This window comes from Spiroplasma endosymbiont of Nomada rufipes, from assembly GCF_964277355.1.
Lineage (GTDB): Bacteria > Bacillota_I > Bacilli_A > Mycoplasmatales > VBWQ01 > Spiroplasma_E.
The window spans coordinates 163,053-185,172 of sequence record NZ_OZ195517.1 but is presented as its reverse complement, the minus strand read 5'-3'; the positions used below and the strand labels follow the sequence as shown (position 1 = coordinate 185,172).

The following is a 22,120-nucleotide window of genomic DNA, read 5'->3' as shown; positions in this document are numbered from 1 at the left end:
TTGTAAATTTTGATATTTGTTCTGTTGTAAATGACTGAATTTGTTCTTTTGTAAAAACTTGGATTTGTTCATAGTAAAATCATTTAATTTGTTGTGATGTTAATACTGGTATTTGTTTTATTGTGAGTGCTTGGATTTGATCATCATGAAATCATGAAATTTGAATTGGTGGTATTGCTGCTATTTGTTTTGTTGTGAAGTGGGGGTATTTGCTCTGCTGTAAATGGTTGTTTTCATGTAAAATTTTTTATTTGTTTTGTTGTAAAACTTGGTATTTGTTCTTTTGTGAAGTGTGGTATTTGTGCTTCTGTGAATTCTTGTATTTGATCTTCTCTCAATGCTTTAATTTGTTGTTGTATAAATGCTGGTATTTGTTCGCTTGTAAATGCGGGTATTTGCTCAGTTGTCAGTCAAGTAATTTGTCAATCTGTAAATCAGGGTATTTGTTTTTTTCTAAAATAACTAATTTGTTCTTTTGTGAAGTGTGGTATTTGTGCTTCTGTGAATTCTTGTATTTGTTCTTGTGTTAGTGCTTGTATTTGTTCAATTATGAACACAGATATTTGTTTTGTTGTAAAACTTGGTATTTGTTCTTTTGTGAAGTGTGGTATTTGTTCGCTTGTGAGTGCTTGTATTTGCATTTTTGTGAAGTGTGGTATTTGTTGAATTGTTAGTGCTTCTATTTGTTCAATGGTGAATCAAGTAATTTGTCAGTTTGTGAATGCTTGTATTTGCTTGATTGTGAATGCTGATATTTGTTCTTTTGTGAAATATGGTATTTGTTCGATTGTGAATGCTGGTATTTGTTCAATTGTGAATGCTTGTATTTGTTCTTTGGTGAATGCCGGTATTCCTAAATTAAGAAAAGCTGCTATTTGCTCAGTTGTAAATCAGGGTATTTGTTTTGTTGTAAATAAACTAATTTGTCATTCAGTCAGTGCTTTAATTTGTTGTGGTATAAATTCTGGTATTTGTTCGATTGTGAGTGCTTGTATTTGTTCTTTAGTAAATATTTCAATTTGTTTGATTGTGAATGCTTGTATTTGTTTTTTAGTAAATCAAGAAATCTTATCTTTTGTGAATACTGCTATATGCGTTTCTGTAAATTGTGGTATTTGTTTTTAGTAAATCAAGTGATTTGTCAAACAGTAAGTGCTGCTGCTTGTTCGCTTGTGAGTGCTGGTATTTGTTTTTTGGTTAATGCTTTTATTTGTATTTCTGTAAATGATGCTATTTGTTTTTTTCTAAGCCAAGTAATTTGTAAGTTTAAGAATATTATCTTAATGATATAAAACTTGAACAATTAACATTTTATGAACAGCATAATAGTTGATTTATGGGTGAAATAACAGATAACAAAACTAAAATTACTAATCCTTGTTTTAAATATAACATTACGTGAGAAGAAAACAGAAAAGGTTTTAAAATAAATAATCCATATAAACATGATGATTTACCAATTAATTATATAGTTACTTCTTATAAGGAAATTTCAACTCATAATGAAAAAGTATTTTTGTTGAACATGTAAACAAAATAAATTAGATTATTTATTCTTTAATACTAATGATATAAAAACAAGAAAATATTTTTTAAGAGATAAAAATAGTAAAGCAATTTGTTATGACTGTATTTTAAATATTAGGTTAAGTAGGAGGTATAAATATGAATAAAGAAAAAATACTTGAATATCTTAAAGATGAATGAGAATGAAATAAAGAAATGAGAGACGATGAAAAAGTAACTAAACTTTGAAAAAGTTGTTTTAATAGAAGATTAAATCTTATATCTCAATTAAATCAAAAAATTAAAAATGGTGAATTTGATTAATAATGCAATATGACTTAATTATTGGGATTGACCCCGCTGGTATTGGTAATAATGGAATTGTTATATATTCAAATGAAACAAATAGGATTATTTATACAGAAACATTCAACACAACACATGTTTTTGAAAGTAAAAATCGTTATAAAAGAATATTATCAATAATCAAAGAACAATTTTTTGAAAACAAAATATTAGTTATTGTAGAAAATTTCTTTTTAAGTTCAAAACAATTATTAACTAATCCATTAGCAACTCCTAAAATTATTGGTTCATTAATGGTATTAGTACAAGATGTTTTCAACTGAGATTATCTAGAAAACCAACCAAAAAATAAAAATAAAATAACAAATTATAAAGGAAATATAAAATTAACAAAACATGAACAAGATGCATATAAACACATTCAATACTATTTAAGGAATTATAAAAATGAAAGATAAAGCCAATTATGTCAAATTAACAGTAAAACTAAGTAACACTATTGAAGCAAAATATTACGAAAAAGGTAATAAAGAATTATATTATAGTGTTCGTGGTCAATGAAATGGTTTAAACTATGTTACTTTAATTTTTAATAATCCAAAATTTTATAACCGATGTATTTTATTAAACAAAAACGATGAAATTATTGTAACTGGTCAAATTTTTAATACTTTAAACATTCCTAAAAATCGTGTATTTTGTTCAATTAATGTTAAATGATTTAAAAAATGAAAAGAGTAAAAAATGATATGATGAGAAATTTTATTAATAGCACCAATATTAATAACAAGTATAACACTAATAATATTTTTAATATTTATTATTAAAGAATTAAAAAATGAATATAAAGTATTAAAAATATTAAGTGAAATTGCTAATCAAATTGAAAATAAGGAGAATAAATAATGAAATGTTTTCTTTGCATGCACGGAGAAATATATTCTCCAAAAACCTTGTATAAAATAAAAAAATTGAAAAAAATAATTTACCAAGATAGAGATATTGATAGTGAAGATTTTAAGAAAAGATATGAATATCTTTTAAAAAAATTAGGTGATGGTGATAATCAAATTATTTGAATAAATTTATTAATAAAGCAAGAAAGAAATAATAGAAAGGAGAATAAATAATGAATAAAGAAGTATGTTGTGAAGATTGTTGTGTATGTGATAAAAAACATGATTTATTTACTTGTGAAAAAAACTGCTGAGAAAATGTATGTGAACATTTTTATCAAGGTGATAAAGAACATAGAAATAAAGTTGATGAAATTAATAAATCAAGACATAAAAATTGTATTAATAAATAAAGATTTATGCAATATCTTAAAAACACATATCGCTTAAACGGATATTATGAAGAAGTTTATAAACCAATTAAAACCAGAATTAAAGACCGGTGATTTGATAATGACTAATTATTTACTTTCAATTGACCCAAGTATTAAAAATACTGGATTTACTTTATGAAAAAAAGTTTATTTACATGATAAATATGATTTTTGAAATTGAAAACCAATATTTGTTAAAAGTTATAATTTAAAAGAATATGATGGACAAAGAAAATTTTATTGAGATATAAAAGTTAATGATAATGAATTGGATTTAATTATTGAACGTGGTACTTTTAATTGAAAAAATGGTATTGGTTATGAAACTCAAGAACATTTACGTGGTTTTATTGCAGGACAATTTAATAAATTATTAACAAAAGATATGTTAATAAGTCAAAGTGAATGAAAGAAATGATATGAACGTTATGACCCACCTATTTTTTGATTAAGACCTTGAGATAAAGAACTAAGTATATATGTTGCTGAAGAAATTATTAAAGAAAATAATCGAAATATAAAAATATCAAATCATGATGAAGCAGATAGTTTATTAATTGGTTGATATTATTTAAATAAGGAGAATAAATAATGAATAAAGAAAAATTACTTAAATATATGAAAGATATAATTAAATGAACTAAAAAAATTAATTATACAAACTCTGATTTGGACAAAAATATTTTAAATTTATTAATTGAAAAAATAGAAAAAGGTGAATTTGATAATGACTAAATTAACAGATTTATTTGGTCAAGATAAAATAGAAATATTTTCACCAAATCCCAAAGATTTAACAGATAGTAATGATATAAAAGCAATTATTTTATGAAAATATCCTAATGTTATTGCTGAATATTTAGTTGTTTCTCAACCACATGCAAATACTGCTATTTTAGTTGGTGATAACGTTCACTATACAGGTTGAGTTGAAGTGTTTATTAAACCAAAAAATGAAGGAGTAAATGAAAATGCCAAATGACACGAATGTACAATCAAATAACTATACTTTATTAAAAATAATAAGAATTGGAATAAGTCCATTATCAGCAATGATTGGTACAAGTGCTTATTATGGTCAAATTATTGGTAATCCAGTATTAGGAAGTATTAATGCTTTATTATTTAGTAAAAAGTTAGGAATTGATATATGAAACTTAAATCAAATGCCAAGTACTAAAAAGAAAATATTAAATTCAAGTAAAAAAAATATTATTAGGTTTAGGAACTATTGGTTTAATTAATTATGCAAAATTTACAAAAATCAATCCTAATCCTGAACCACCACCTTGATTAACAACTACTACCACAGAAACACCACCATGACCATTATTATTAACTAATGATAATAAACAACAAATGGATTGAGATACATATATTAGTTTAAGTACTTATGGTATATCAAATCTAATTGGTGGGTTAAGTGAACTAATACCTAATAGATTTGAAGTAATAAGAAAAATATGTAATATGGCAACTAGTGTATGTCTAATTTCAAGTGGTGTAGCTATGGGTATAAATAATGATTTTAATAATGCTTATGCAGTACCAACAATAGTTGCTGGTGCAAGTGAAATTATACATAATTTATTACCTATGGAAACTAAAAATCATAATCAAGAAATGCAAGAAACATCATTTACAAATGAAACAAGAAGATTAATTAATAGTGATGCTATTAGTAATAATAGTGGAAGTAGTGATGTTTTATATGAAAGACCAACTACATATGATAGTTTATAAAGGAGATGATAACTAATGAATAAAGAAAAATTGATTGAATATTATAACAATGAAATTCAGACATATAAAGAAAGAATGGAACAATTAAATAAAGAAATATCTTTATTGGTAACTATTATAAGTAATTCAAAATCAATGATTGAAAGAATTAATAATGGTCAATTTGACGAATAATTAAAAATAAATAATTGAAAGGAAATAATTGAAAATGAAAGAATTTTTACATGAATTAATTATTATTGGAACAAGTGTAGGAACATTAATTTGTAGAGAATTAATTGTTTGATTTAAAAGATTTATTACAACTCCAAAAAATATTAGAAGAAATAATAAAGTGATGAAACATCAAAAAAAATTAGCAAAACTTAATGAAAAAATTAATGGAAAAGAAAATAAATAATAAAGGTGTGATTTAAATGTTAGAAAATGAAACTAATGTTGAACAAAATACTGAACATTTAATTGAAAATAATAATTTACAACAAGAGCAAGAAATTAAGATTGTTGAATTAGAAAATAAGTTAAATAAACTTAATCAAGAAATTAAAGAAAAAGAAATAATTAATATATTTAAAAAATATCAAGTTAAAAAAGAATTTTATGAATTTTTAAAATTTAAAACAAGTAATATAGAAAATTCAAAAATTGAAGAAACTATTAAAAAAATGATTAAAGAACAACCACTATTTAAAGAACCAATTAATACAGGTGGTAAACAAGAAACAATATTAACAAATCAAGAAACTTCAATAAAAAGTAGTTTATTAGATTATAAAAAGAAAAATAATTTATAAAAGAAAGGAAAATTTAAAATGCCAAATCCAGTGCCATTTAAACAAAATTTAGATAATACTACAAAATTAGTAGAAACACCTGAATTTATAGAATTTTATAAACAATCAAATAGTCCATGAGCAATTTTTTTTCCAATTGAAATGGTTAATTCTACAAAAATTGAATTTATAGTTAAAAAACCAAAAGACCCAACATTCAAAATACTTCATTGAAATGATAAAAGTAAAGGATTAGAAGTTGGTTATGTTGATACTGATAAAATTATTAAAGAAATTACAAAAGAAGCTAGTACAGGAGAAATGATTGGTGAAGTTGATTTATTTGCAGATAATGGGCAAAATTTACTAGAAAGTATGCAATATGAAGTTGCTAATGATTTAGCAGATTATTTAGCAAATAATGATACAAATACAATTGCTAAATCTGCCAAAAAAGTAATCATTACTGATACAACACCAGTAGGATATTTAAAATCAATGTTATCAGCATGAAATACTTTATTTCCATTAAGAAATAGTAATAATTGTAAATTTTTTATAACAAATAGTCTTTATGATACTTTAGTTTATTTAGCAGATAATAAAGGTTTAATTACTGATAATCAACTAGCACAACAATTAAGATTAAATGGAACAAATTTATATATTAAAGGTGTATTATGTCAAATTGTTATGGATGATTATATGACATTTAAAAATACTGAAAATAAAAATCAAATTATGAATTTTGTTTTAGCAACACCAAAAGCAATGAAAAGATATATGTTACAACAAACTAGTATATATGTTGAAGATATTAAAGATGGTAAAGTTCCAAAAAGATATTTAGTTGGTGGACAAGTAACAGGAGAATCTATTCCTTATATGTCAAACTCAGAAACAGAATCAAGATGAATGTTATGTGGTATTGTTAATAAAAAATATTTAAGTGAAGAAATTACAACATTAACAACTAATATTACTGCTGATACTACTAAAAAGAATAAATTATTAGATACAACAATTAAAAATACAACTGAAATAAATAATTTAAATCCAAATTTAACAACTCCAATTATTAATTATTTTAGTGATGCCCAAGGTCAAGTTGATGTAAGTAATCAAAACCAAAAAGCAGGAGATTTATATGTAGTAATCACTACTAATGACACTGATAAAAATTATCAAGGTTCAACAAATCCTATAAAAATAACTCTTAAATAAGGATAATTATTATGCCAATTGGTACAACTAGTACAGCAATACTTTTAAACATAAATAAACCAAAACATACTAGAACAAGTCAACAACAAGAACATAAAAGTTGATGATGAGAAATTTTAGAAATGATTGGTGTACAAGTAATAGCAGTAGCACTTGCTCCTTTTACTGGTGGATTAAGTGAAAGTTTAGCACTTGGTTTAGGTGCAAGTGATTTACTTGCTAGTATTAGTGCTGTTGGTGTAGAGTTTTTAACTGATTTTACTATTAATCAAGTTTATGATTATTTAAAAGGAAATGTTACACCATTAAATACTTTTTTTAATATATTACCTGCATTTGCTGGACTTAATAGAATTAGTCGTGGTTATCGTACAACTAAATTTATTAGTTTAGCAGAAAAAACTAAAACATTAAAAAAAATTGGTATTAAAAAAGCAAAAAATTTACAAGAAATCATTAGTCAAGTAAGTGAAAAAGAAATTTTAACAGATAAAATTATTGGAAATAAACGTTATTTATTTAATTATAACCATGCTCCAAATCGCGAAACAATAATACAAAATTTAGGTTTTGTTGCTGAAAGACAATATAAAAATAATTTTGCAAAATTAGAAGTACAAGAATTAAAAAATTATTTATTATTACAAAATGAATTAATAAAGTTAAGTCCACAGTTAACTCCTAAATTTAAAATTAAAGATATTGATAAAGCAAACAATTTTTTACAAAAATATAATACTGATGCTAAATTGTAAAGGTAAGTGCAACTAAATTATTTTTCTATCCAAATATTCGATTGGTGAAAGATAATTTAATATTTTTCTCGGTCTTTGATTTAAAGACAATATAAATTTATGAACTTCATTTTTATTAGTTTTTGAAAAAATAAATTTTTTAGGAAATTTTTCTCTAATTAAACCATTATTATTTTCATTAGTACCTCTTTGTCAAGGTGAATATGGATTGGCAAAATAAATTTTTACATCTAAATTTTTTTCAAGTTGTTGTCAATTTGAAAATTCTTTGCCACGATCAAAAGTAATAGTTTTAACAATGTTTTTAGGAAGAATTGATAAATAATAACTGACATTTTTATTAATAACTTTAGTAGTTCTGTTTTTAACTAATATTGCTAAAGTAAATCGTGATACTCTTTCAACTAAAGTTATTAAACATGATTTGCTTTTACCTCGTGATGATACTATAGTATCTCCTTCTCAATGACCAAGTGTTATACGATCATTAACATTTATATCTCGTTCTTTAATTGATTTACCATTAAACTTGCCACGATTTTCTTTAGATTTTCGCTTTTTACCTTTTCTTCTTAAATTTTTACTAGTAACTTTATCAAGCATTCCAAAATAAATTCAAGTATAAATTGTTTTAAAACTAATATGTGATTGTTTTCGATTTTCAGCTTTATTTTGTGCAATTAATGAAAAATAATGATTATTATCTTTATTTCTATTAATTTCTCGAATAATAGTACTAATACTTCGATTAAGATTTTTAGCTATTTCACTAATTTTAAATTTAAATTTCAATTGATTCTCAATATAAATCCTTTCATCTATGCCAAGATGTTTATAACTCATATAAAAACTCCTTACTTTTTTCTAAACTAAATTTAGCATTATGAAATTTTTATATGAGAATTTTTTGCAATTTTATTTACTTGCACTTACAAGTATAATTCAGCATTTTAAAAATAGTTCAATTCATAAATTAGTATTAAAAGCAAATCAAACTTTTAAATATTTTGATATTAAATTTTATTTTAAAAAAGGTTTAAATAAATTTTGAAAAGATACTTCATATTTTGAAAAAATAAGAATAAATATTTATAAATTACAAGAGAAATTCGAAAAATTAGAAAAACAAGCATTTGAAAAAATTAATAAATTAAAAGAAAAAACAATTGATGTATTTACAAGTGCTGAAAAGAAAGCAATTAAACATGCACAATTAATTCCATTAAATTCACCAGTATTTATGGCTTGTAAAATTCAACCTTTATCATTAGATAAATGTGGAATTACTATTTATCATCGTAATCCTAAATATAAACCAATTGTAGTTATTGATAGTATTATCAAAGCAGAAACTTTTGTTATTCAAATACATCCATTTCATTGATATAGATGATATAGCGGTTGATATATTGGATATGGAGTTATTCAAAATAAATGATTAAAAAGTATTGCTTTTTCTCCACCAGTTGTACAACAAATGATTAAAGATAGTTTTAAAATTTATAGGCAAATATTAAGGACAATTAGAACTTATCATAAAGTAGTTAATGTTATTAATAATCCTATTGATAATGTCAATAAATCATTTAAAAGGGTGGGTTTAAAATTCTCAGTTAATACTGTATTTGGTACTGGATTGTTAAGACATTTAGAAAAATTTGCATATAATCAAGTTGTAAAAAAAGGAAAGAAAAAATTACAAAAAGAAATTATACATATATCACATAGAAAAACTAAATCAAAAACCAAACGTTATAAAAAAGCATTTTTTAAGGAATGATAAAATATGATTAACAAACTTTGAACTGGTGTCAGTTTAGAAAATTATAATAACTGATATCCATTAACTGGAACAATTACAGAAACACCACGACAATATATAAATACATGACCAAATGTTGATGATTGATTTAAAACATTTGCTATTCGTGCTCAAAATGATATTAATGCTTATCTTGATTTTATTTTATCTAAATTTCCTTTTGATAGTTTTAAAGATGAATTAATTAAAGAAACTTTAAGAGATATGGTTTATGTTATGGTTGAACATTGAGTATTTAATCGTACACCAATTGAATTTAATGTTGATGCTACTATTCAATTTAATAATGGTAATCAATTTAGTGCAAGTAGTACTCCTACGATTAATATTTGAGATTTAACACCTAGTAGAATGAAAATATGAGCAAGATTAACAGAATTAAAACAAATATTTTCAAATTATAATAATGATGAAATAGATGTTGAAAAAATTGACTTAAAAGCATTTTATACTAGAAACAAAGTTAATGAATTAATTCAAGAACAAAAAGAATTTACATTATCAAAGCAAATAAAATTATATGATGATACCATTAATGGTAATAAAAATGAAACATATAGGGGACCAGTTAAAAATTTAATAAATAAAGGTTATGTTGCAACAGAATATGACTCAAAAACTGAAACTATGATTTTAGATTGACCTAATGAAATCGGAACATTACCACCTGATGTTTTACAAAACAATCCACAAATTGGTGATTATACACATGCACCAACTTGTGATTTTTCTGCTAAACAACAAAAACGAATTACTACAAATGAAAATGAAATTACCAAATTAAATAGTGAATTAATTAAAACAAACGAAAATATTAATGATGTTAAAAATAATTGATTTAATATTGAAACTAGTCCCTTATGAAAAAAAGTTGAAAATAATAATATAGAAATATTTAAATGATATTTTATTAAAATCAGTTATCAATATTCAACAGAAAATAACTTTATGAAATTTTATAAAGTAATTAAAATTTATTTAAATAATGTTTTTAACGAATTTGCATTGTTAAATGTTGATTCCATGACTTATGGAGAACAAATACAAAATAAAAATATTTTAAATATTGGAACTATTTACTATAACAATAAAAAGAAACAATTTAGTGGTGGTGGTAATTCTTATCCTGAACTTGGAAAAATTAATTTAATTGGTGATATAGAAGAAATATATCAATATCAAGGAATAGATACACCAACTGAATTTATAGCAGAAGAAAATACTGAACATGATTATTATACAAAACTAGAAACAAATCAATTATTAGATAAAAAACAAGATAAGTTAATTGCTGGTGAAAATATTAAAATTGATGAAAATAATAAAATTAGTGCTACTTGCGGGAAAACTGATTTAACTGATTATTATAAAAAAGAAGAAGTAGATAAAAAATTAGACAATAAAATGGATAAAGACCAATTCAAATATGCTTTTTCTATAAATACTATTGGTACTGAAATTCCTAATTTAGAAACTACTGATAAAACTGTTGCTGGTGCTATTAATGAAATTATCAAAAAACAACCACAACCAATTCCAATTCCTCCAAGTAGTTCAATTTGAAAAGAAGTAGGAATAAGAGAAAAAAATAAATGAGATAATTGACAAATTACTTATGATTTTATAGTTAATAAAAGATATAAAGTTTATTATTCTTGAAATATATATAATAATGTTTTTGCAATTAAAGAATTTATTATAACTAATACAAAAATAGCAGGTGTAACAATAGAAGTTTTTAACAATAATACTAATGTCTTAGTTTTATCAGTACAACACTCAAAATTTATTACTATTTATTCTTTAAAAGGTAGCGATAAAGGTAATACATGAAAATTAGAAGAATTACAGGAATAAAATTATGATTTGAAAAATTATAAAAATTATTTTAAGTTTAATTGGAGTTTTATTATCTTCTGCTGTTGTTGGTTTAATTATATTTATTATAGTAAAAATTGTCTTAAAAATTAATCAAATATTTTAGAAAGGAGAAAAAAATGAAACCTTTTTGACCAAGAAAAGATAAAACAAATATTAATAATAATGAAGAAAAATCTAAATTAATTTTTTTAGAAAATAAAAGTACACACACTTCTATTTTAAGTTATTTTGGTTTTAATGATTTTAATCATGAGACTTATTTTACTGATTTTGTTGCTGAAAATAATGCTAATTTATATAATGCTCCATTGGATATTAATAATGAAACTATTAAACAATATTTAATTAAACAAGAATTTTATAGAAAGAATTGAAATTCTATTTTTAAATTAAGCAAATTAGGAATTAGTGGTTATTTAATTTATATTGCTAATGATGATTTATATTTTCAAGTAGTAGATATACAGCAAAGAATTTATGATATTACTGGTAAATTAATTCAATGTACTATTTTTTATGATAGTTATCAACAAAATGCACAAACAGTAAGATTATTTGAAGTTTATAAATTAAATAATGAACAAGTAACTATTAATCGTGCAATTTATAGTATTAGTGATAATAAAAAACAATTTCCTTTACCTTTTAAAGAATATAGTAATAATCCTAATTTAGAACAAGAACAAACATTAAATATTAATTATATTCCAATAGCAATTATGAGAAATAAAGCAAATGAGTTAGCAGATTGTAATAAAGTAATGGATAAAATTAAAGCATTAGATGTTATTTATGAACAAATTGTTTTAGATACTATTTTAAATTCACCAAAGTTTATTTTTGACCAAACTTATGGTAATGCTAAATCTACAATGGATGAAGCCGTAAGAACATTAGTTACTAACAACTATATTTGAAAAAATACTGGTGATAATAATGAAAAAAGTGAAAATATTAATATGACAAGTAGTAATTTTAAAGGTAAAAATTTAACTGATATATATGATTGAAATATTAATGAAATATTTAAACGTTGTGGTATTCATATACCAAGTCAAAAGAAATCAGCACAACAATCGGTTCCCGAAAGTACAGCGGTAAATATTTCAACTATTAATTATATTGAACAAAAATTATGACAATTTAATATTGATATTCTTAAATTTATTCAAATATTAGTACGTTTAGATAAAGATTTATTAAATAGTAAAACATTTAATATTAATGATGAACAAGAAATTAATAACTTAACAGTTAAATTAAAATTATTTAATCCAGAAAATAACCAATTAATAGGAGAAAACAATGGAAAAAAACAACAAACCACAAACGAAGTTTCCACAGAAACAAACTAAACTTAATCAAGCAGAAATAGAAAATGATTATTTAATTGATAATATTCCTTATGATTTTACTAATATGATGAGTGCTACTAATGACCCTGATATTAATAGAGCATAAGATGAATTTAAAAAAAGAAAAATTTCTATTTATGAAATTGAACGTTTATTTAAAAATAATGAAAATAATAGTTTAAGATTTTCAGCAAATACTATTAAAATAGGTTTTATTGATATTGATAAAGTATTAAAAACTACTGCTGTTGAAACATCTGATTTTACTATGCAATTAAATCAAAGAGCAAGTACTAATATTAATGACAATACAATTGAATATAGTATGACTGATATTAAAAATTTAATATTTCAAGAAATAAATTTATTAAATCAATTTAAGTTATATGCAGTTAGTATAAATGAACCATTAACTGAAAATAATATTGATAATTTATATATTATTAATAATTATTCAGAACCTTATCAAAATCCAAAAACTAGAAGTACTAAAAGTATTACTATTATTAAAATTAAAGACTTTAAAACAAGAGATGGTTATCCAATTATTATTAAATTACAAAAACCACTAGATAAAGACACCAAAGTTATTGGTTTAAAAATTAAAGCACCTAGAAGCATGATTTTTGGCAATATAAACGTACTTGGTGAAGTCGACAATATGGAGGTATACCCAAAGTTATTTGTCAAAGATAAGATAGCATTTCCGCTATTATCAATGCCTATTGAAACTCAACCAAAAGTTAGAATATTACAACAATGATTTAGTGAACAAATATTACCTTGAAATTTAGCAAAACAATTTATAGGACAAGAAAAATCAGTTTTAGATTTAATTGCTATTGGTGGTGGTAGAGAAACAAGAAAAGAAATTATTAATAATGCAAGAGTAATTAATGCTAAAATTGGTTATGATGTTTCTAAAAATTCAAAAGTATGACCATTATCTGATGAACTAGAATTAAAAGATAAAAAATTAGAGTCATGATTTTTAGTAAGTGACTATAATTTATTTATTTCTACAACAAATAAATTTCATGATGTTGAACTAGAAATAAAAGATAGACCACCAATTGATAGTTTACAAAAAGTATTATTAGATATGTTAACTTATACATATACTTATAATAGAAACTTTGATGGTGCATCATTAAGTAATGTTGTAAAAGAAATGAATGATTTAGATAAAATTCGTGCTAAGTTTGAAGGACAAAAACCAAATGAAGTTATTACTAATTTATTTAAACAATGAGAATTAGATTATCCTAACTATACAAATTTACCACAAGTTAAAATATTAAAACAAATAGTTATAATGCTATCAAAAAATATTTATTCAACCATGTCTATTAATAACGGTTTAAATGATGACTATAAATTATTATTACCTTATTATTTTGAATTAAAATCAAATCCTATACATTCTACACCTGATAAGATTTGAGAATTTAAAGATATAAAAGTAGTATTAAAATCTGCATATTTTGATTTTACAGATATCAATAACATTAAACTAAAAAACAATGACATTAGTCAAAATGAATTATTGAAATTAGATGATAATCAATTTAACTGACTATCCATAACTAATGAATTAGAAAGCAATAATATACCATCATTAATTCCGGCAGATTGAACATTAGGTAATGGTGAATATGGAAAATATTTTACAAGATTAATTATTAATAAAAATAAAACCGAAAATGCTTTAAATTTATATGGTTCAAATAAATCACAATTATTTTCTAAATTAGAATTTTATAAAGAAGTTTTACAAATTGACAATAATAGTGAATTTGAATTACAAATTGAAAATCCAATTAATAACTTAAATCGAATTGAAGTTAGCGGACTATTTGGTGCTGGTAATTATGATTTAATTTTAGTAACAAATAAACAAGAAATAAATTTAAATAATATTAATTTATTTGATAAATATAATGAAAATATTTCTTATATAAATTTAGAAATTTAATTATCAAAATATCCATCTGGATAAATACCATCTCATTTTACTGCATCATCAGTTAATTTATTTGATGCTCAGTAAATAGTAATTTTATGTTTATTACTTACTGGTCTTGCTCAAATAGTTGCCCCCCCAGTGTGCTTCATGGTCGTAATCATAAAAATATGTTAATTGATTATTTTTATTATATGAAACTATTCCTAAGATTAAACCGGTAACACCAGTTATTACAGCAAATGATAATGATATTTTTTGAAAATTTGTTTTTATTCATGTTTTCATAATAAATATCTCCTTTTTTCCTTGATTTTACTTTTAAATTGTACTATTTTTGATTATTTTTACAAGTATGCTTTTAAAAGCAAAATAACGCCTAAATTAAAGGTGTTTATTTTTTTGATACCTATACTATTAATTGTATTGCGCTTATTTATTATATTGCAAATGTGAAGATACTTTTTTTTACAGTAGCATTATTTTTACCCCTAATTACATTTTTATATGGATATAATGCATAAAATAATGCATCATAAGGGTCTTGATACATATTTTTGTCAGGAATGTTAGTTTTGGTTTGGTCATAACGTAATTCTTCTAAACATTGAGTTGTTTTTGGTAAATCATCTTTATTTGCATAAAAGTTTCCATAACTCATAATATTTCTCATTCAAACTACTCTATTAGTTAATCCGGCTTCTTGATTTAAATTTGAAGCATGTTTAATAGCGGTTTGTGTTATTAAAATAGTATTGTGTTCATCAATTAATTTTTGATTTAATCAATCCATTGCTGTTCTTGCTTTATCATCATAAAAATAAATTGCTTGTTCAAAATTTTCAAAATTATCAATTAATCCTAAAATTTCATTAACATAAGCATTAATTTTTTCATTTTCATTTATAAAATCATTTGGAGTAACTACTAATTCACAAATAATATAAGCATCATAATAACCAGTATTATTATATTCTTTAAAACCAACTACCATAAATACAGTATGGTCTTTTGGTCCCGTAGCTCAATCAATACCAACACTATAAAAATCAAATTTATACATTTCTTTTTCTTGATTATAAAATTGTTTTAAATCATATGATTGTCAATATTTTACTGTTTTTTGAAATGGGAAAATTGTTGCATCGCTATCTAAAAATTCAAAACCATAATAAACAGTATTATATTCATCTGGATTACTTTTTTCCATTTCTAATAATGTTCTTTGTTGAATGTCAGGTAATTTATTTCAAAATGGTTGAATAGTAAATCTTAAAACAAATAAACCTAAACCACTAAACATATCTTTATTTTCATAATAAACTTTACCAACTTTTTTAAGATTTTTCATGACTTCATCATTTAATGGTAAAAATGGTGTACAGTATTTTAAATAAAATGGATGATATTTATCATAAGGATTACATGTAAAAGTAATGAAAAAACTTTTATAAAAATAACGAGTAATCTTTTGTCCAAAGGTAGAACTATATATATTTTTATCAATAAATGTTCAACTTCACTCTTTAATAGGTTTATTTGATACTTTAATACGATTACTTCTAAACATAGAGTTTTGTAAACGTTCATATCGATATGTTAATTGTTTTTCAGTTAATGTTTCTTTTTCTTCTGCCATAATAATTTCATCTGTTCTTGAACCTAAAAAACTTGACCCACCTGCTTCTTTTCCAAAAATCTTATTACCATTAGCATAACCAATAAAGTCAATTTGTTGATTACTTGGAAAGATAATACATCCCCCATCCTTAGTAATTTTTCATTTAATGCCATGTGGATTATTAGGTAATAAATTAATATTATATGTATCTAATAAAACTTGACAAACATTCATTAAAGCACCAATTGTAGTTTCACTATGAGTATTTTCATATCTTCTTACTTCTTGAACACTACTATCTCTAAAATTACAACATATAAATAAATCAAATGCTAAACAGTTTCAAGTTTTTCTTGTTCCACGTGCTGTTGGAACAAAACGATAAAAACAATTAGTAGTAAAATATTCTGCTCATTCATCACCAACAAATTCTTTAAAAATATCTCAACTAAAACCATAATTATTATCACTAAAATTAAGATTATATTTTTTATTTAATTGTCCATAACTACTAATAAAAGCCATATTTACTCCTTATTTTTTAAAAAAAATTAAACTTAAATTATTAACAAACAAAAATTAGAAAGGAGCATTAAAAATGTTTATATTACCATTCGCAAATCATTTTGATTGAGACAAACATGATTTTAATCAAGATGAATTAAGTTTAAAACAAACAGAAGAATTATTTGCAAAAATAGATGATTATTTATGAAGTATATGTGATAAATCTGAATATAAATCATATAGATTTAGACAACGAAAATTAAAAGCAAAAAAAGGTTTATTAACTTATAAACGACGTATTTGTACACATTATAACACAAAAACACAAAAAATGGAGTACGTATCATTATTAGATAATTATCTTGGTGTTAAAAAGCTGAATTATACTTGTAAGTGCAAGTAAATAAAATTGCAAAAAATTCTCATATAAAAATTTCATAATGCTAAATTTAGTTTAGAAAAAAGTAAGGAGTTTTTATATGAGTTATAAACATCTTGGCATAGATGAAAGGATTTATATTGAGAATCAATTGAAATTTAAATTTAAAATTAGTGAAATAGCTAAAAATCTTAATCGAAGTATTAGTACTATTATTCGAGAAATTAATAGAAATAAAGATAATAATCATTATTTTTAATTAATTGCACAAAATAAAGCTGAAAATCGAAAACAATCACATATTAGTTTTCATAAGTTTAAAAATAAGAATTTAGTAAAATATGTACAACAAAAATTACTATTAGGTTGATCACCTGAACAAATTTATGGCAGAATTAAAAATTTTCATAAAGAGTGAGTTATTAGTTTTAAAACAATTTATACTTGAATTTATTTTGGAATGCTTGATAAAGTTACTAGTAAAAATTTAAGAAGAAAAGGTAAAAAACGAAAATCTAAAGAAAATCGTGGCAAGTTTAATGGTAAATCAATTAAAGAACGAGATATAAATGTTAATGATCGTATAACACTTGGTCATTGAGAAGGAGATACTATAGTATCATCACGAGGTAAAAGCAAATCATGTTTAATAGCTTTAGTTGAAAGAGTATCACGATTTACTTTAGCAATATTAGTTAAAAACAGAACTACTAAAGTTATTAATAAAAATGTCATTTATTATTTATCAATTCTTCCTAAAAACATTGTTAAAACTATTACTTTTGATCGTGGCAAAGAATTTTCAAATTGACAACAACTTGAAAAAAATTTAGATGTAAAAATTTATTTTGCCAATCCATATTCACTTTGACAAAGAGGTACTAATGAAAATACTAATGGTTTAATTAGATAAAAATTTCCTAAAAAATTTATTTTTTCAAAAACTAATAAAAATGAAGTTCATAAATTTATATTGTCTTTAAACCAAAGACCAAGAAAAATACTAAATTATCTTTCACCAATCGAATATTTGGATAGAAAAATAATTTAGTTGCACTTACCTTTACAATTTAGCAAATAAATAAAAATAAAATAAAACTTATTAAAGAAAACTTTAATAAGAATTTTTGAGTTATAAAAGTAAGTATTATTGTTGACTAATATTTTTGAAGTGTTAAGATTAACTTACAATTGCATATTGAAGTCTAAATTATTCTCGTCTAAACTTATAATTTAAAGACAATATAAATTTATGAACTTCATTTTTATTAGTTTTTGAAAAAATAAATTTTTTAGGAAATTTTTATCTAATTAAACCATTAGTATTTTCATTAGTACCTCTTTGTCAAAGTGAATATGGATTGGCAAAATAAATTTTTACATCTAAATTTTTTTCAAGTTGTTGTCAATTTGAAAATTCTTTGCCACGATCAAAAGTAATAGTTTTAACAATGTTTTTAGGAAGAATTGATAAATAATAACTGACATTTTTATTAATAACTTTAGTAGTTCTGTTTTTAACTAATATTGCTAAAGTAAATCGTGATACTCTTTCAACTAAAGTTATTAAACATGATTTGCTTTTACCTCGTGATGATACTATAGTATCTCCTTCTCAATGACCAAGTGTTATACGATCATTAACATTTATATCTCGTTCTTTAATTGATTTACCATTAAACTTGCCACGATTTTCTTTAGATTTTCGTTTTTTACCTTTTCTTCTTAAATTTTTACTAGTAACTTTATCAAGCATTCCAAAATAAATTCAAGTATAAATTGTTTTAAAACTAATAACTCACTCTTTATGAAAATTTTTAATTCTGCCATAAATTTGTTCAGGTGATCAACCTAATAGTAATTTTTGTTGTACATATTTTACTAAATTCTTATTTTTAAATTTATGAAAACTAATATGTGATTGTTTTCGATTTTCAGCTTTATTTTGTGCAATTAATGAAAAATAATGATTATTATCTTTATTTCTATTAATTTCTCGAATAATAGTACTAATACTTCGATTAAGATTTTTAGCTATTTCACTAATTTTAAATTTAAATTTCAATTGATTCTCAATATAAATCCTTTCATCTATGCCAAGATGTTTATAACTCATATAAAAACTCCTTACTTTTTTCTAAACTAAATTTAGCATTATGAAATTTTTATATGAGAATTTTTTGCAATTTTATTTACTTGCACTTACAAGTATAATTCAGCATTTTAAAAATAGTTCAATTCATAAATTAGTATTAAAAGCAAATCAAACTTTTAAATATTTTGATATTAAATTTTATTTTAAAAAAGGTTTAAATAAATTTTGAAAAGATACTTCATATTTTGAAAAAATAAGAATAAATATTTATAAATTACAAGAGAAATTCGAAAAATTAGAAAAACAAGCATTTGAAAAAATTAATAAATTAAAAGAAAAAACAATTGATGTATTTACAAGTGCTGAAAAGAAAGCAATTAAACATGCACAATTAATTCCATTAAATTCACCAGTATTTATGGCTTGTAAAATTCAACCTTTATCATTAGATAAATGTGGAATTACTATTTATCATCGTAATCCTAAATATAAACCAATTGTAGTTATTGATAGTATTATCAAAGCAGAAACTTTTGTTATTCAAATACATCCATTTCATTGATATAGATGATATAGCGGTTGATATATTGGATATGGAGTTATTCAAAATAAATGATTAAAAAGTATTGCTTTTTCTCCACCAGTTGTACAACAAATGATTAAAGATAGTTTTAAAATTTATAGGCAAATATTAAGGACAATTAGAACTTATCATAAAGTAGTTAATGTTATTAATAATCCTATTGATAATGTCAATAAATCATTTAAAAGGGTGGGTTTAAAATTCTCAGTTAATACTGTATTTGGTACTTGATTGTTAAGACATTTAGAAAAATTTGCATATAATCAAGTTGTAAAAAAAGGAAAGAAAAAATTACAAAAAGAAATTATACATATATCACATAGAAAAACTAAATCAAAAACCAAACGTTATAAAAAAGCATTTTTTAAGGAATGATAAAATATGATTAACAAACTTTGAACTGGTGTCAGTTTAGAAAATTATAATAACTGATATCCATTAACTGGAACAATTACAGAAACACCACGACAATATATAAATACATGACCAAATGTTGATGATTGATTTAAAACATTTGCTATTCGTGCTCAAAATGATATTAATGCTTATCTTGATTTTATTTTATCTAAATTTCCTTTTGATAGTTTTAAAGATGAATTAATTAAAGAAACTTTAAGAGATATGGTTTATGTTATGGTTGAACATTGAGTATTTAATCGTACACCAATTGAATTTAATGTTGATGCTACTATTCAATTTAATAATGGTAATCAATTTAGTGCAAGTAGTACTCCTACGATTAATATTTGAGATTTAACACCTAGTAGAATGAAAATATGAGCAAGATTAACAGAATTAAAACAAATATTTTCAAATTATAATAATGATGAAATAGATGTTGAAAAAATTGACTTAAAAGCATTTTATACTAGAAACAAAGTTAATGAATTAATTCAAGAACAAAAAGAATTTACATTATCAAAGCAAATAAAATTATATGATGATACCATTAATGGTAATAAAAATGAAACATATAGGGGACCAGTTAAAAATTTAATAAATAAAGGTTATGTTGCAACAGAATATGACTCAAAAACTGAAACTATGATTTTAGATTGACCTAATGAAATCGGAACATTACCACCTGATGTTTTACAAAACAATCCACAAATTGGTGATTATACACATGCACCAACTTGTGATTTTTCTGCTAAACAACAAAAACGAATTACTACAAATGAAAATGAAATTACCAAATTAAATAGTGAATTAATTAAAACAAACGAAAATATTAATGATGTTAAAAATAATTGATTTAATATTGAAACTAGTTCCTTATGAAAAAAAGTTGAAAATAATAATATAGAAATATTTAAATGATATTTTATTAAAATCAGTTATCAATATTCAACAGAAAATAACTTTATGAAATTTTATAAAGTAATTAAAATTTATTTAAATAATGTTTTTAACGAATTTGCATTGTTAAATGTTGATTCCATGACTTATGGAGAACAAATACAAAATAAAAATATTTTAAATATTGGAACTATTTACTATAACAATAAAAAGAAACAATTTAGTGGTGGTGGTAATTCTTATCCTGAACTTGGAAAAATTAATTTAATTGGTGATATAGAAGAAATATATCAATATCAAGGAATAGATACACCAACTGAATTTATAGCAGAAGAAAATACTGAACATGATTATTATACAAAACTAGAAACAAATCAATTATTAGATAAAAAACAAGATAAGTTAATTGCTGGTGAAAATATTAAAATTGATGAAAATAATAAAATTAGTGCTACTTGCGGGAAAACTGATTTAACTGATTATTATAAAAAAGAAGAAGTAGATAAAAAATTAGACAATAAAATGGATAAAGACCAATTCAAATATGCTTTTTCTATAAATACTATTGGTACTGAAATTCCTAATTTAGAAACTACTGATAAAACTGTTGCTGGTGCTATTAATGAAATTATCAAAAAACAACCACAACCAATTCCAATTCCTCCAAGTAGTTCAATTTGAAAAGAAGTAGGAATAAGAGAAAAAAATAAATGAGATAATTGACAAATTACTTATGATTTTATAGTTAATAAAAGATATAAAGTTTATTATTCTTGAAATATATATAATAATGTTTTTGCAATTAAAGAATTTATTATAACTAATACAAAAATAGCAGGTGTAACAATAGAAGTTTTTAACAATAATACTAATGTCTTAGTTTTATCAGTACAACACTCAAAATTTATTACTATTTATTCTTTAAAAGGTAGCGATAAAGGTAATACATGAAAATTAGAAGAATTACAGGAATAAAAT

General features: G+C 22.8%; 34 protein-coding genes. 29 read left to right on the top strand and 5 right to left on the bottom strand.

The features are described from left to right. Positions 1 to 83: 83 nt before the first annotated feature. Entirely contained in the window at positions 84 to 641 is a 558-nt protein-coding gene (locus ACICQF_RS01050) for a hypothetical protein (protein WP_395473359.1), read from the bottom strand. A gap of 49 nt (positions 642 to 690) precedes the next feature. Here ACICQF_RS01050 and ACICQF_RS01045 point away from each other — a divergent pair, with 49 nt between their 5' ends. The 18 genes from ACICQF_RS01045 to ACICQF_RS00960 all read left to right on the top strand — a co-directional run bounded on the left by ACICQF_RS01045 (position 691) and on the right by ACICQF_RS00960 (position 7,637). Further along, positions 691 to 1,125: a hypothetical protein gene (locus tag ACICQF_RS01045; RefSeq protein WP_395473358.1), complete on the top strand. Its 435-nt coding sequence runs from the start codon at positions 691 to 693 to the stop codon at positions 1,123 to 1,125. A 211-nt stretch (positions 1,126 to 1,336) separates the two neighbouring features. After that, entirely contained in the window at positions 1,337 to 1,531 is a 195-nt protein-coding gene (locus ACICQF_RS01040; protein ID WP_342257314.1) for a hypothetical protein, read from the top strand. 134 nt (positions 1,532 to 1,665) lie between these two features. Beyond that, positions 1,666 to 1,830 (top strand): hypothetical protein, encoded by a 165-nt coding sequence (locus ACICQF_RS01035; RefSeq protein WP_395473357.1) that lies wholly within the window; start codon positions 1,666 to 1,668, stop codon positions 1,828 to 1,830. Between the two features lie 2 nt (positions 1,831 to 1,832). Further along, a complete protein-coding gene (locus tag ACICQF_RS01030) occupies positions 1,833 to 2,270 on the top strand; it encodes a hypothetical protein (RefSeq protein ID WP_338957565.1) in 438 nt (145 codons plus the stop codon). Next, positions 2,260 to 2,553: a hypothetical protein gene (locus ACICQF_RS01025; RefSeq protein ID WP_338957564.1), complete on the top strand. Its 294-nt coding sequence runs from the start codon at positions 2,260 to 2,262 to the stop codon at positions 2,551 to 2,553. Before ACICQF_RS01030 ends, ACICQF_RS01025 begins: the two co-directional genes overlap by 11 nt. A gap of 3 nt (positions 2,554 to 2,556) precedes the next feature. Further along, complete coding sequence (locus tag ACICQF_RS01020) at positions 2,557 to 2,718, top strand: hypothetical protein (RefSeq protein WP_338957563.1); 162 nt, start codon at positions 2,557 to 2,559, stop codon at positions 2,716 to 2,718. Positions 2,719 to 2,783: 65 nt separating this feature from the next. Then, the gene (locus tag ACICQF_RS01015) at positions 2,784 to 2,942 is read left to right on the top strand and encodes a hypothetical protein (RefSeq protein ID WP_395472769.1); all 159 of its coding nucleotides are present in this window, start codon (positions 2,784 to 2,786) and stop codon (positions 2,940 to 2,942) included. Further along, positions 2,942 to 3,121 (top strand): hypothetical protein, encoded by a 180-nt coding sequence (locus tag ACICQF_RS01010; RefSeq protein WP_395473356.1) that lies wholly within the window; start codon positions 2,942 to 2,944, stop codon positions 3,119 to 3,121. The genes ACICQF_RS01015 and ACICQF_RS01010 overlap by 1 nt, the downstream gene beginning before the upstream one ends. Before the next feature lie 100 nt (positions 3,122 to 3,221). After that, positions 3,222 to 3,734, top strand: coding sequence for a hypothetical protein (locus ACICQF_RS01005; RefSeq protein ID WP_395473355.1), 513 nt, complete (start codon positions 3,222 to 3,224; stop codon positions 3,732 to 3,734). After that, positions 3,734 to 3,877 (top strand): hypothetical protein, encoded by a 144-nt coding sequence (locus tag ACICQF_RS01000; RefSeq protein ID WP_338957559.1) that lies wholly within the window; start codon positions 3,734 to 3,736, stop codon positions 3,875 to 3,877. Before ACICQF_RS01005 ends, ACICQF_RS01000 begins: the two co-directional genes overlap by 1 nt. Further along, complete coding sequence (locus ACICQF_RS00995) at positions 3,870 to 4,145, top strand: hypothetical protein (RefSeq protein ID WP_338957557.1); 276 nt, start codon at positions 3,870 to 3,872, stop codon at positions 4,143 to 4,145. Before ACICQF_RS01000 ends, ACICQF_RS00995 begins: the two co-directional genes overlap by 8 nt. Continuing rightward, on the top strand, positions 4,114 to 4,386 hold the full coding sequence (locus ACICQF_RS00990; RefSeq protein ID WP_342257221.1) for a hypothetical protein: 273 nt from the start codon (positions 4,114 to 4,116) through the stop codon (positions 4,384 to 4,386). The genes ACICQF_RS00995 and ACICQF_RS00990 overlap by 32 nt, the downstream gene beginning before the upstream one ends. Before the next feature lie 115 nt (positions 4,387 to 4,501). Beyond that, entirely contained in the window at positions 4,502 to 4,885 is a 384-nt protein-coding gene (locus ACICQF_RS00985; RefSeq protein ID WP_395473354.1) for a hypothetical protein, read from the top strand. A gap of 15 nt (positions 4,886 to 4,900) precedes the next feature. After that, positions 4,901 to 5,059, top strand: coding sequence for a hypothetical protein (locus ACICQF_RS00980; protein ID WP_338957552.1), 159 nt, complete (start codon positions 4,901 to 4,903; stop codon positions 5,057 to 5,059). A 34-nt stretch (positions 5,060 to 5,093) separates the two neighbouring features. Beyond that, the gene (locus ACICQF_RS00975; protein ID WP_395473353.1) at positions 5,094 to 5,285 is read left to right on the top strand and encodes a hypothetical protein; all 192 of its coding nucleotides are present in this window, start codon (positions 5,094 to 5,096) and stop codon (positions 5,283 to 5,285) included. Positions 5,286 to 5,301: 16 nt separating this feature from the next. Further along, positions 5,302 to 5,679: a hypothetical protein gene (locus tag ACICQF_RS00970; protein ID WP_395473352.1), complete on the top strand. Its 378-nt coding sequence runs from the start codon at positions 5,302 to 5,304 to the stop codon at positions 5,677 to 5,679. Positions 5,680 to 5,697: 18 nt separating this feature from the next. Further along, positions 5,698 to 6,882, top strand: a complete 1,185-nt coding sequence (locus tag ACICQF_RS00965; RefSeq protein ID WP_395473351.1) for a hypothetical protein — start codon at positions 5,698 to 5,700, stop codon at positions 6,880 to 6,882. Positions 6,883 to 6,893: 11 nt separating this feature from the next. After that, complete coding sequence (locus ACICQF_RS00960) at positions 6,894 to 7,637, top strand: hypothetical protein (protein WP_395473350.1); 744 nt, start codon at positions 6,894 to 6,896, stop codon at positions 7,635 to 7,637. 12 nt (positions 7,638 to 7,649) lie between these two features. On the opposite strand, the gene ACICQF_RS00955 is transcribed toward ACICQF_RS00960, so the two are convergent. Further along, positions 7,650 to 8,480: an IS30 family transposase gene (locus ACICQF_RS00955; protein WP_395473349.1), complete on the bottom strand. Its 831-nt coding sequence runs from the start codon at positions 8,478 to 8,480 to the stop codon at positions 7,650 to 7,652. 40 nt (positions 8,481 to 8,520) lie between these two features. Here ACICQF_RS00955 and ACICQF_RS00950 point away from each other — a divergent pair, with 40 nt between their 5' ends. From ACICQF_RS00950 to ACICQF_RS00925, 6 genes are all read left to right on the top strand, one after another. After that, complete coding sequence (locus tag ACICQF_RS00950) at positions 8,521 to 9,420, top strand: hypothetical protein (protein ID WP_395473348.1); 900 nt, start codon at positions 8,521 to 8,523, stop codon at positions 9,418 to 9,420. Between the two features lie 3 nt (positions 9,421 to 9,423). Further along, positions 9,424 to 11,316, top strand: a complete 1,893-nt coding sequence (locus ACICQF_RS00945; RefSeq protein WP_395473347.1) for a hypothetical protein — start codon at positions 9,424 to 9,426, stop codon at positions 11,314 to 11,316. 4 nt (positions 11,317 to 11,320) lie between these two features. Continuing rightward, positions 11,321 to 11,443 carry a hypothetical protein gene (locus ACICQF_RS00940; RefSeq protein WP_395472761.1) on the top strand — a complete coding sequence of 41 codons (123 nt, stop codon included), beginning with the start codon at positions 11,321 to 11,323 and terminating at the stop codon, positions 11,441 to 11,443. A 13-nt stretch (positions 11,444 to 11,456) separates the two neighbouring features. Beyond that, positions 11,457 to 12,695 (top strand): hypothetical protein, encoded by a 1,239-nt coding sequence (locus tag ACICQF_RS00935; RefSeq protein WP_395473346.1) that lies wholly within the window; start codon positions 11,457 to 11,459, stop codon positions 12,693 to 12,695. Then, positions 12,646 to 12,801, top strand: coding sequence for a hypothetical protein (locus ACICQF_RS00930; protein ID WP_395473345.1), 156 nt, complete (start codon positions 12,646 to 12,648; stop codon positions 12,799 to 12,801). Before ACICQF_RS00935 ends, ACICQF_RS00930 begins: the two co-directional genes overlap by 50 nt. A gap of 162 nt (positions 12,802 to 12,963) precedes the next feature. Next, entirely contained in the window at positions 12,964 to 14,670 is a 1,707-nt protein-coding gene (locus ACICQF_RS00925) for a hypothetical protein (RefSeq protein WP_395473344.1), read from the top strand. Here ACICQF_RS00925 and ACICQF_RS00920 read toward each other — a convergent pair. Together ACICQF_RS00920 and ACICQF_RS00915 are read right to left on the bottom strand one after the other, a co-directional pair. Then, positions 14,667 to 14,822: a hypothetical protein gene (locus ACICQF_RS00920; RefSeq protein ID WP_395473335.1), complete on the bottom strand. Its 156-nt coding sequence runs from the start codon at positions 14,820 to 14,822 to the stop codon at positions 14,667 to 14,669. The genes ACICQF_RS00925 and ACICQF_RS00920 overlap by 4 nt on opposite strands. A 275-nt stretch (positions 14,823 to 15,097) precedes the next feature. After that, positions 15,098 to 16,804 (bottom strand): hypothetical protein, encoded by a 1,707-nt coding sequence (locus ACICQF_RS00915; protein WP_395473334.1) that lies wholly within the window; start codon positions 16,802 to 16,804, stop codon positions 15,098 to 15,100. A gap of 73 nt (positions 16,805 to 16,877) precedes the next feature. Here ACICQF_RS00915 and ACICQF_RS00910 point away from each other — a divergent pair, with 73 nt between their 5' ends. From ACICQF_RS00910 to ACICQF_RS00900, 3 genes are all read left to right on the top strand, one after another. Further along, a complete protein-coding gene (locus ACICQF_RS00910; RefSeq protein ID WP_395472757.1) occupies positions 16,878 to 17,189 on the top strand; it encodes a hypothetical protein in 312 nt (103 codons plus the stop codon). Between the two features lie 76 nt (positions 17,190 to 17,265). Beyond that, positions 17,266 to 17,424, top strand: a complete 159-nt coding sequence (locus ACICQF_RS00905; protein ID WP_395473343.1) for a helix-turn-helix domain-containing protein — start codon at positions 17,266 to 17,268, stop codon at positions 17,422 to 17,424. Continuing rightward, positions 17,425 to 18,078 (top strand): IS30 family transposase, encoded by a 654-nt coding sequence (locus tag ACICQF_RS00900; protein WP_395473685.1) that lies wholly within the window; start codon positions 17,425 to 17,427, stop codon positions 18,076 to 18,078. It begins immediately after the preceding gene. A gap of 390 nt (positions 18,079 to 18,468) precedes the next feature. On the opposite strand, the gene ACICQF_RS00895 is transcribed toward ACICQF_RS00900, so the two are convergent. Then, positions 18,469 to 19,281: an IS30 family transposase gene (locus ACICQF_RS00895; RefSeq protein WP_395473342.1), complete on the bottom strand. Its 813-nt coding sequence runs from the start codon at positions 19,279 to 19,281 to the stop codon at positions 18,469 to 18,471. A 40-nt stretch (positions 19,282 to 19,321) separates the two neighbouring features. On the opposite strand from ACICQF_RS00895, the gene ACICQF_RS00890 reads away from it, so the two are divergent. Together ACICQF_RS00890 and ACICQF_RS00885 are read left to right on the top strand one after the other, a co-directional pair. Then, positions 19,322 to 20,221: a hypothetical protein gene (locus ACICQF_RS00890; protein ID WP_395473341.1), complete on the top strand. Its 900-nt coding sequence runs from the start codon at positions 19,322 to 19,324 to the stop codon at positions 20,219 to 20,221. 3 nt (positions 20,222 to 20,224) lie between these two features. Further along, positions 20,225 to 22,117, top strand: coding sequence for a hypothetical protein (locus tag ACICQF_RS00885; RefSeq protein WP_395473340.1), 1,893 nt, complete (start codon positions 20,225 to 20,227; stop codon positions 22,115 to 22,117). The last annotated feature ends 3 nt before the right edge of the window (positions 22,118 to 22,120 follow it).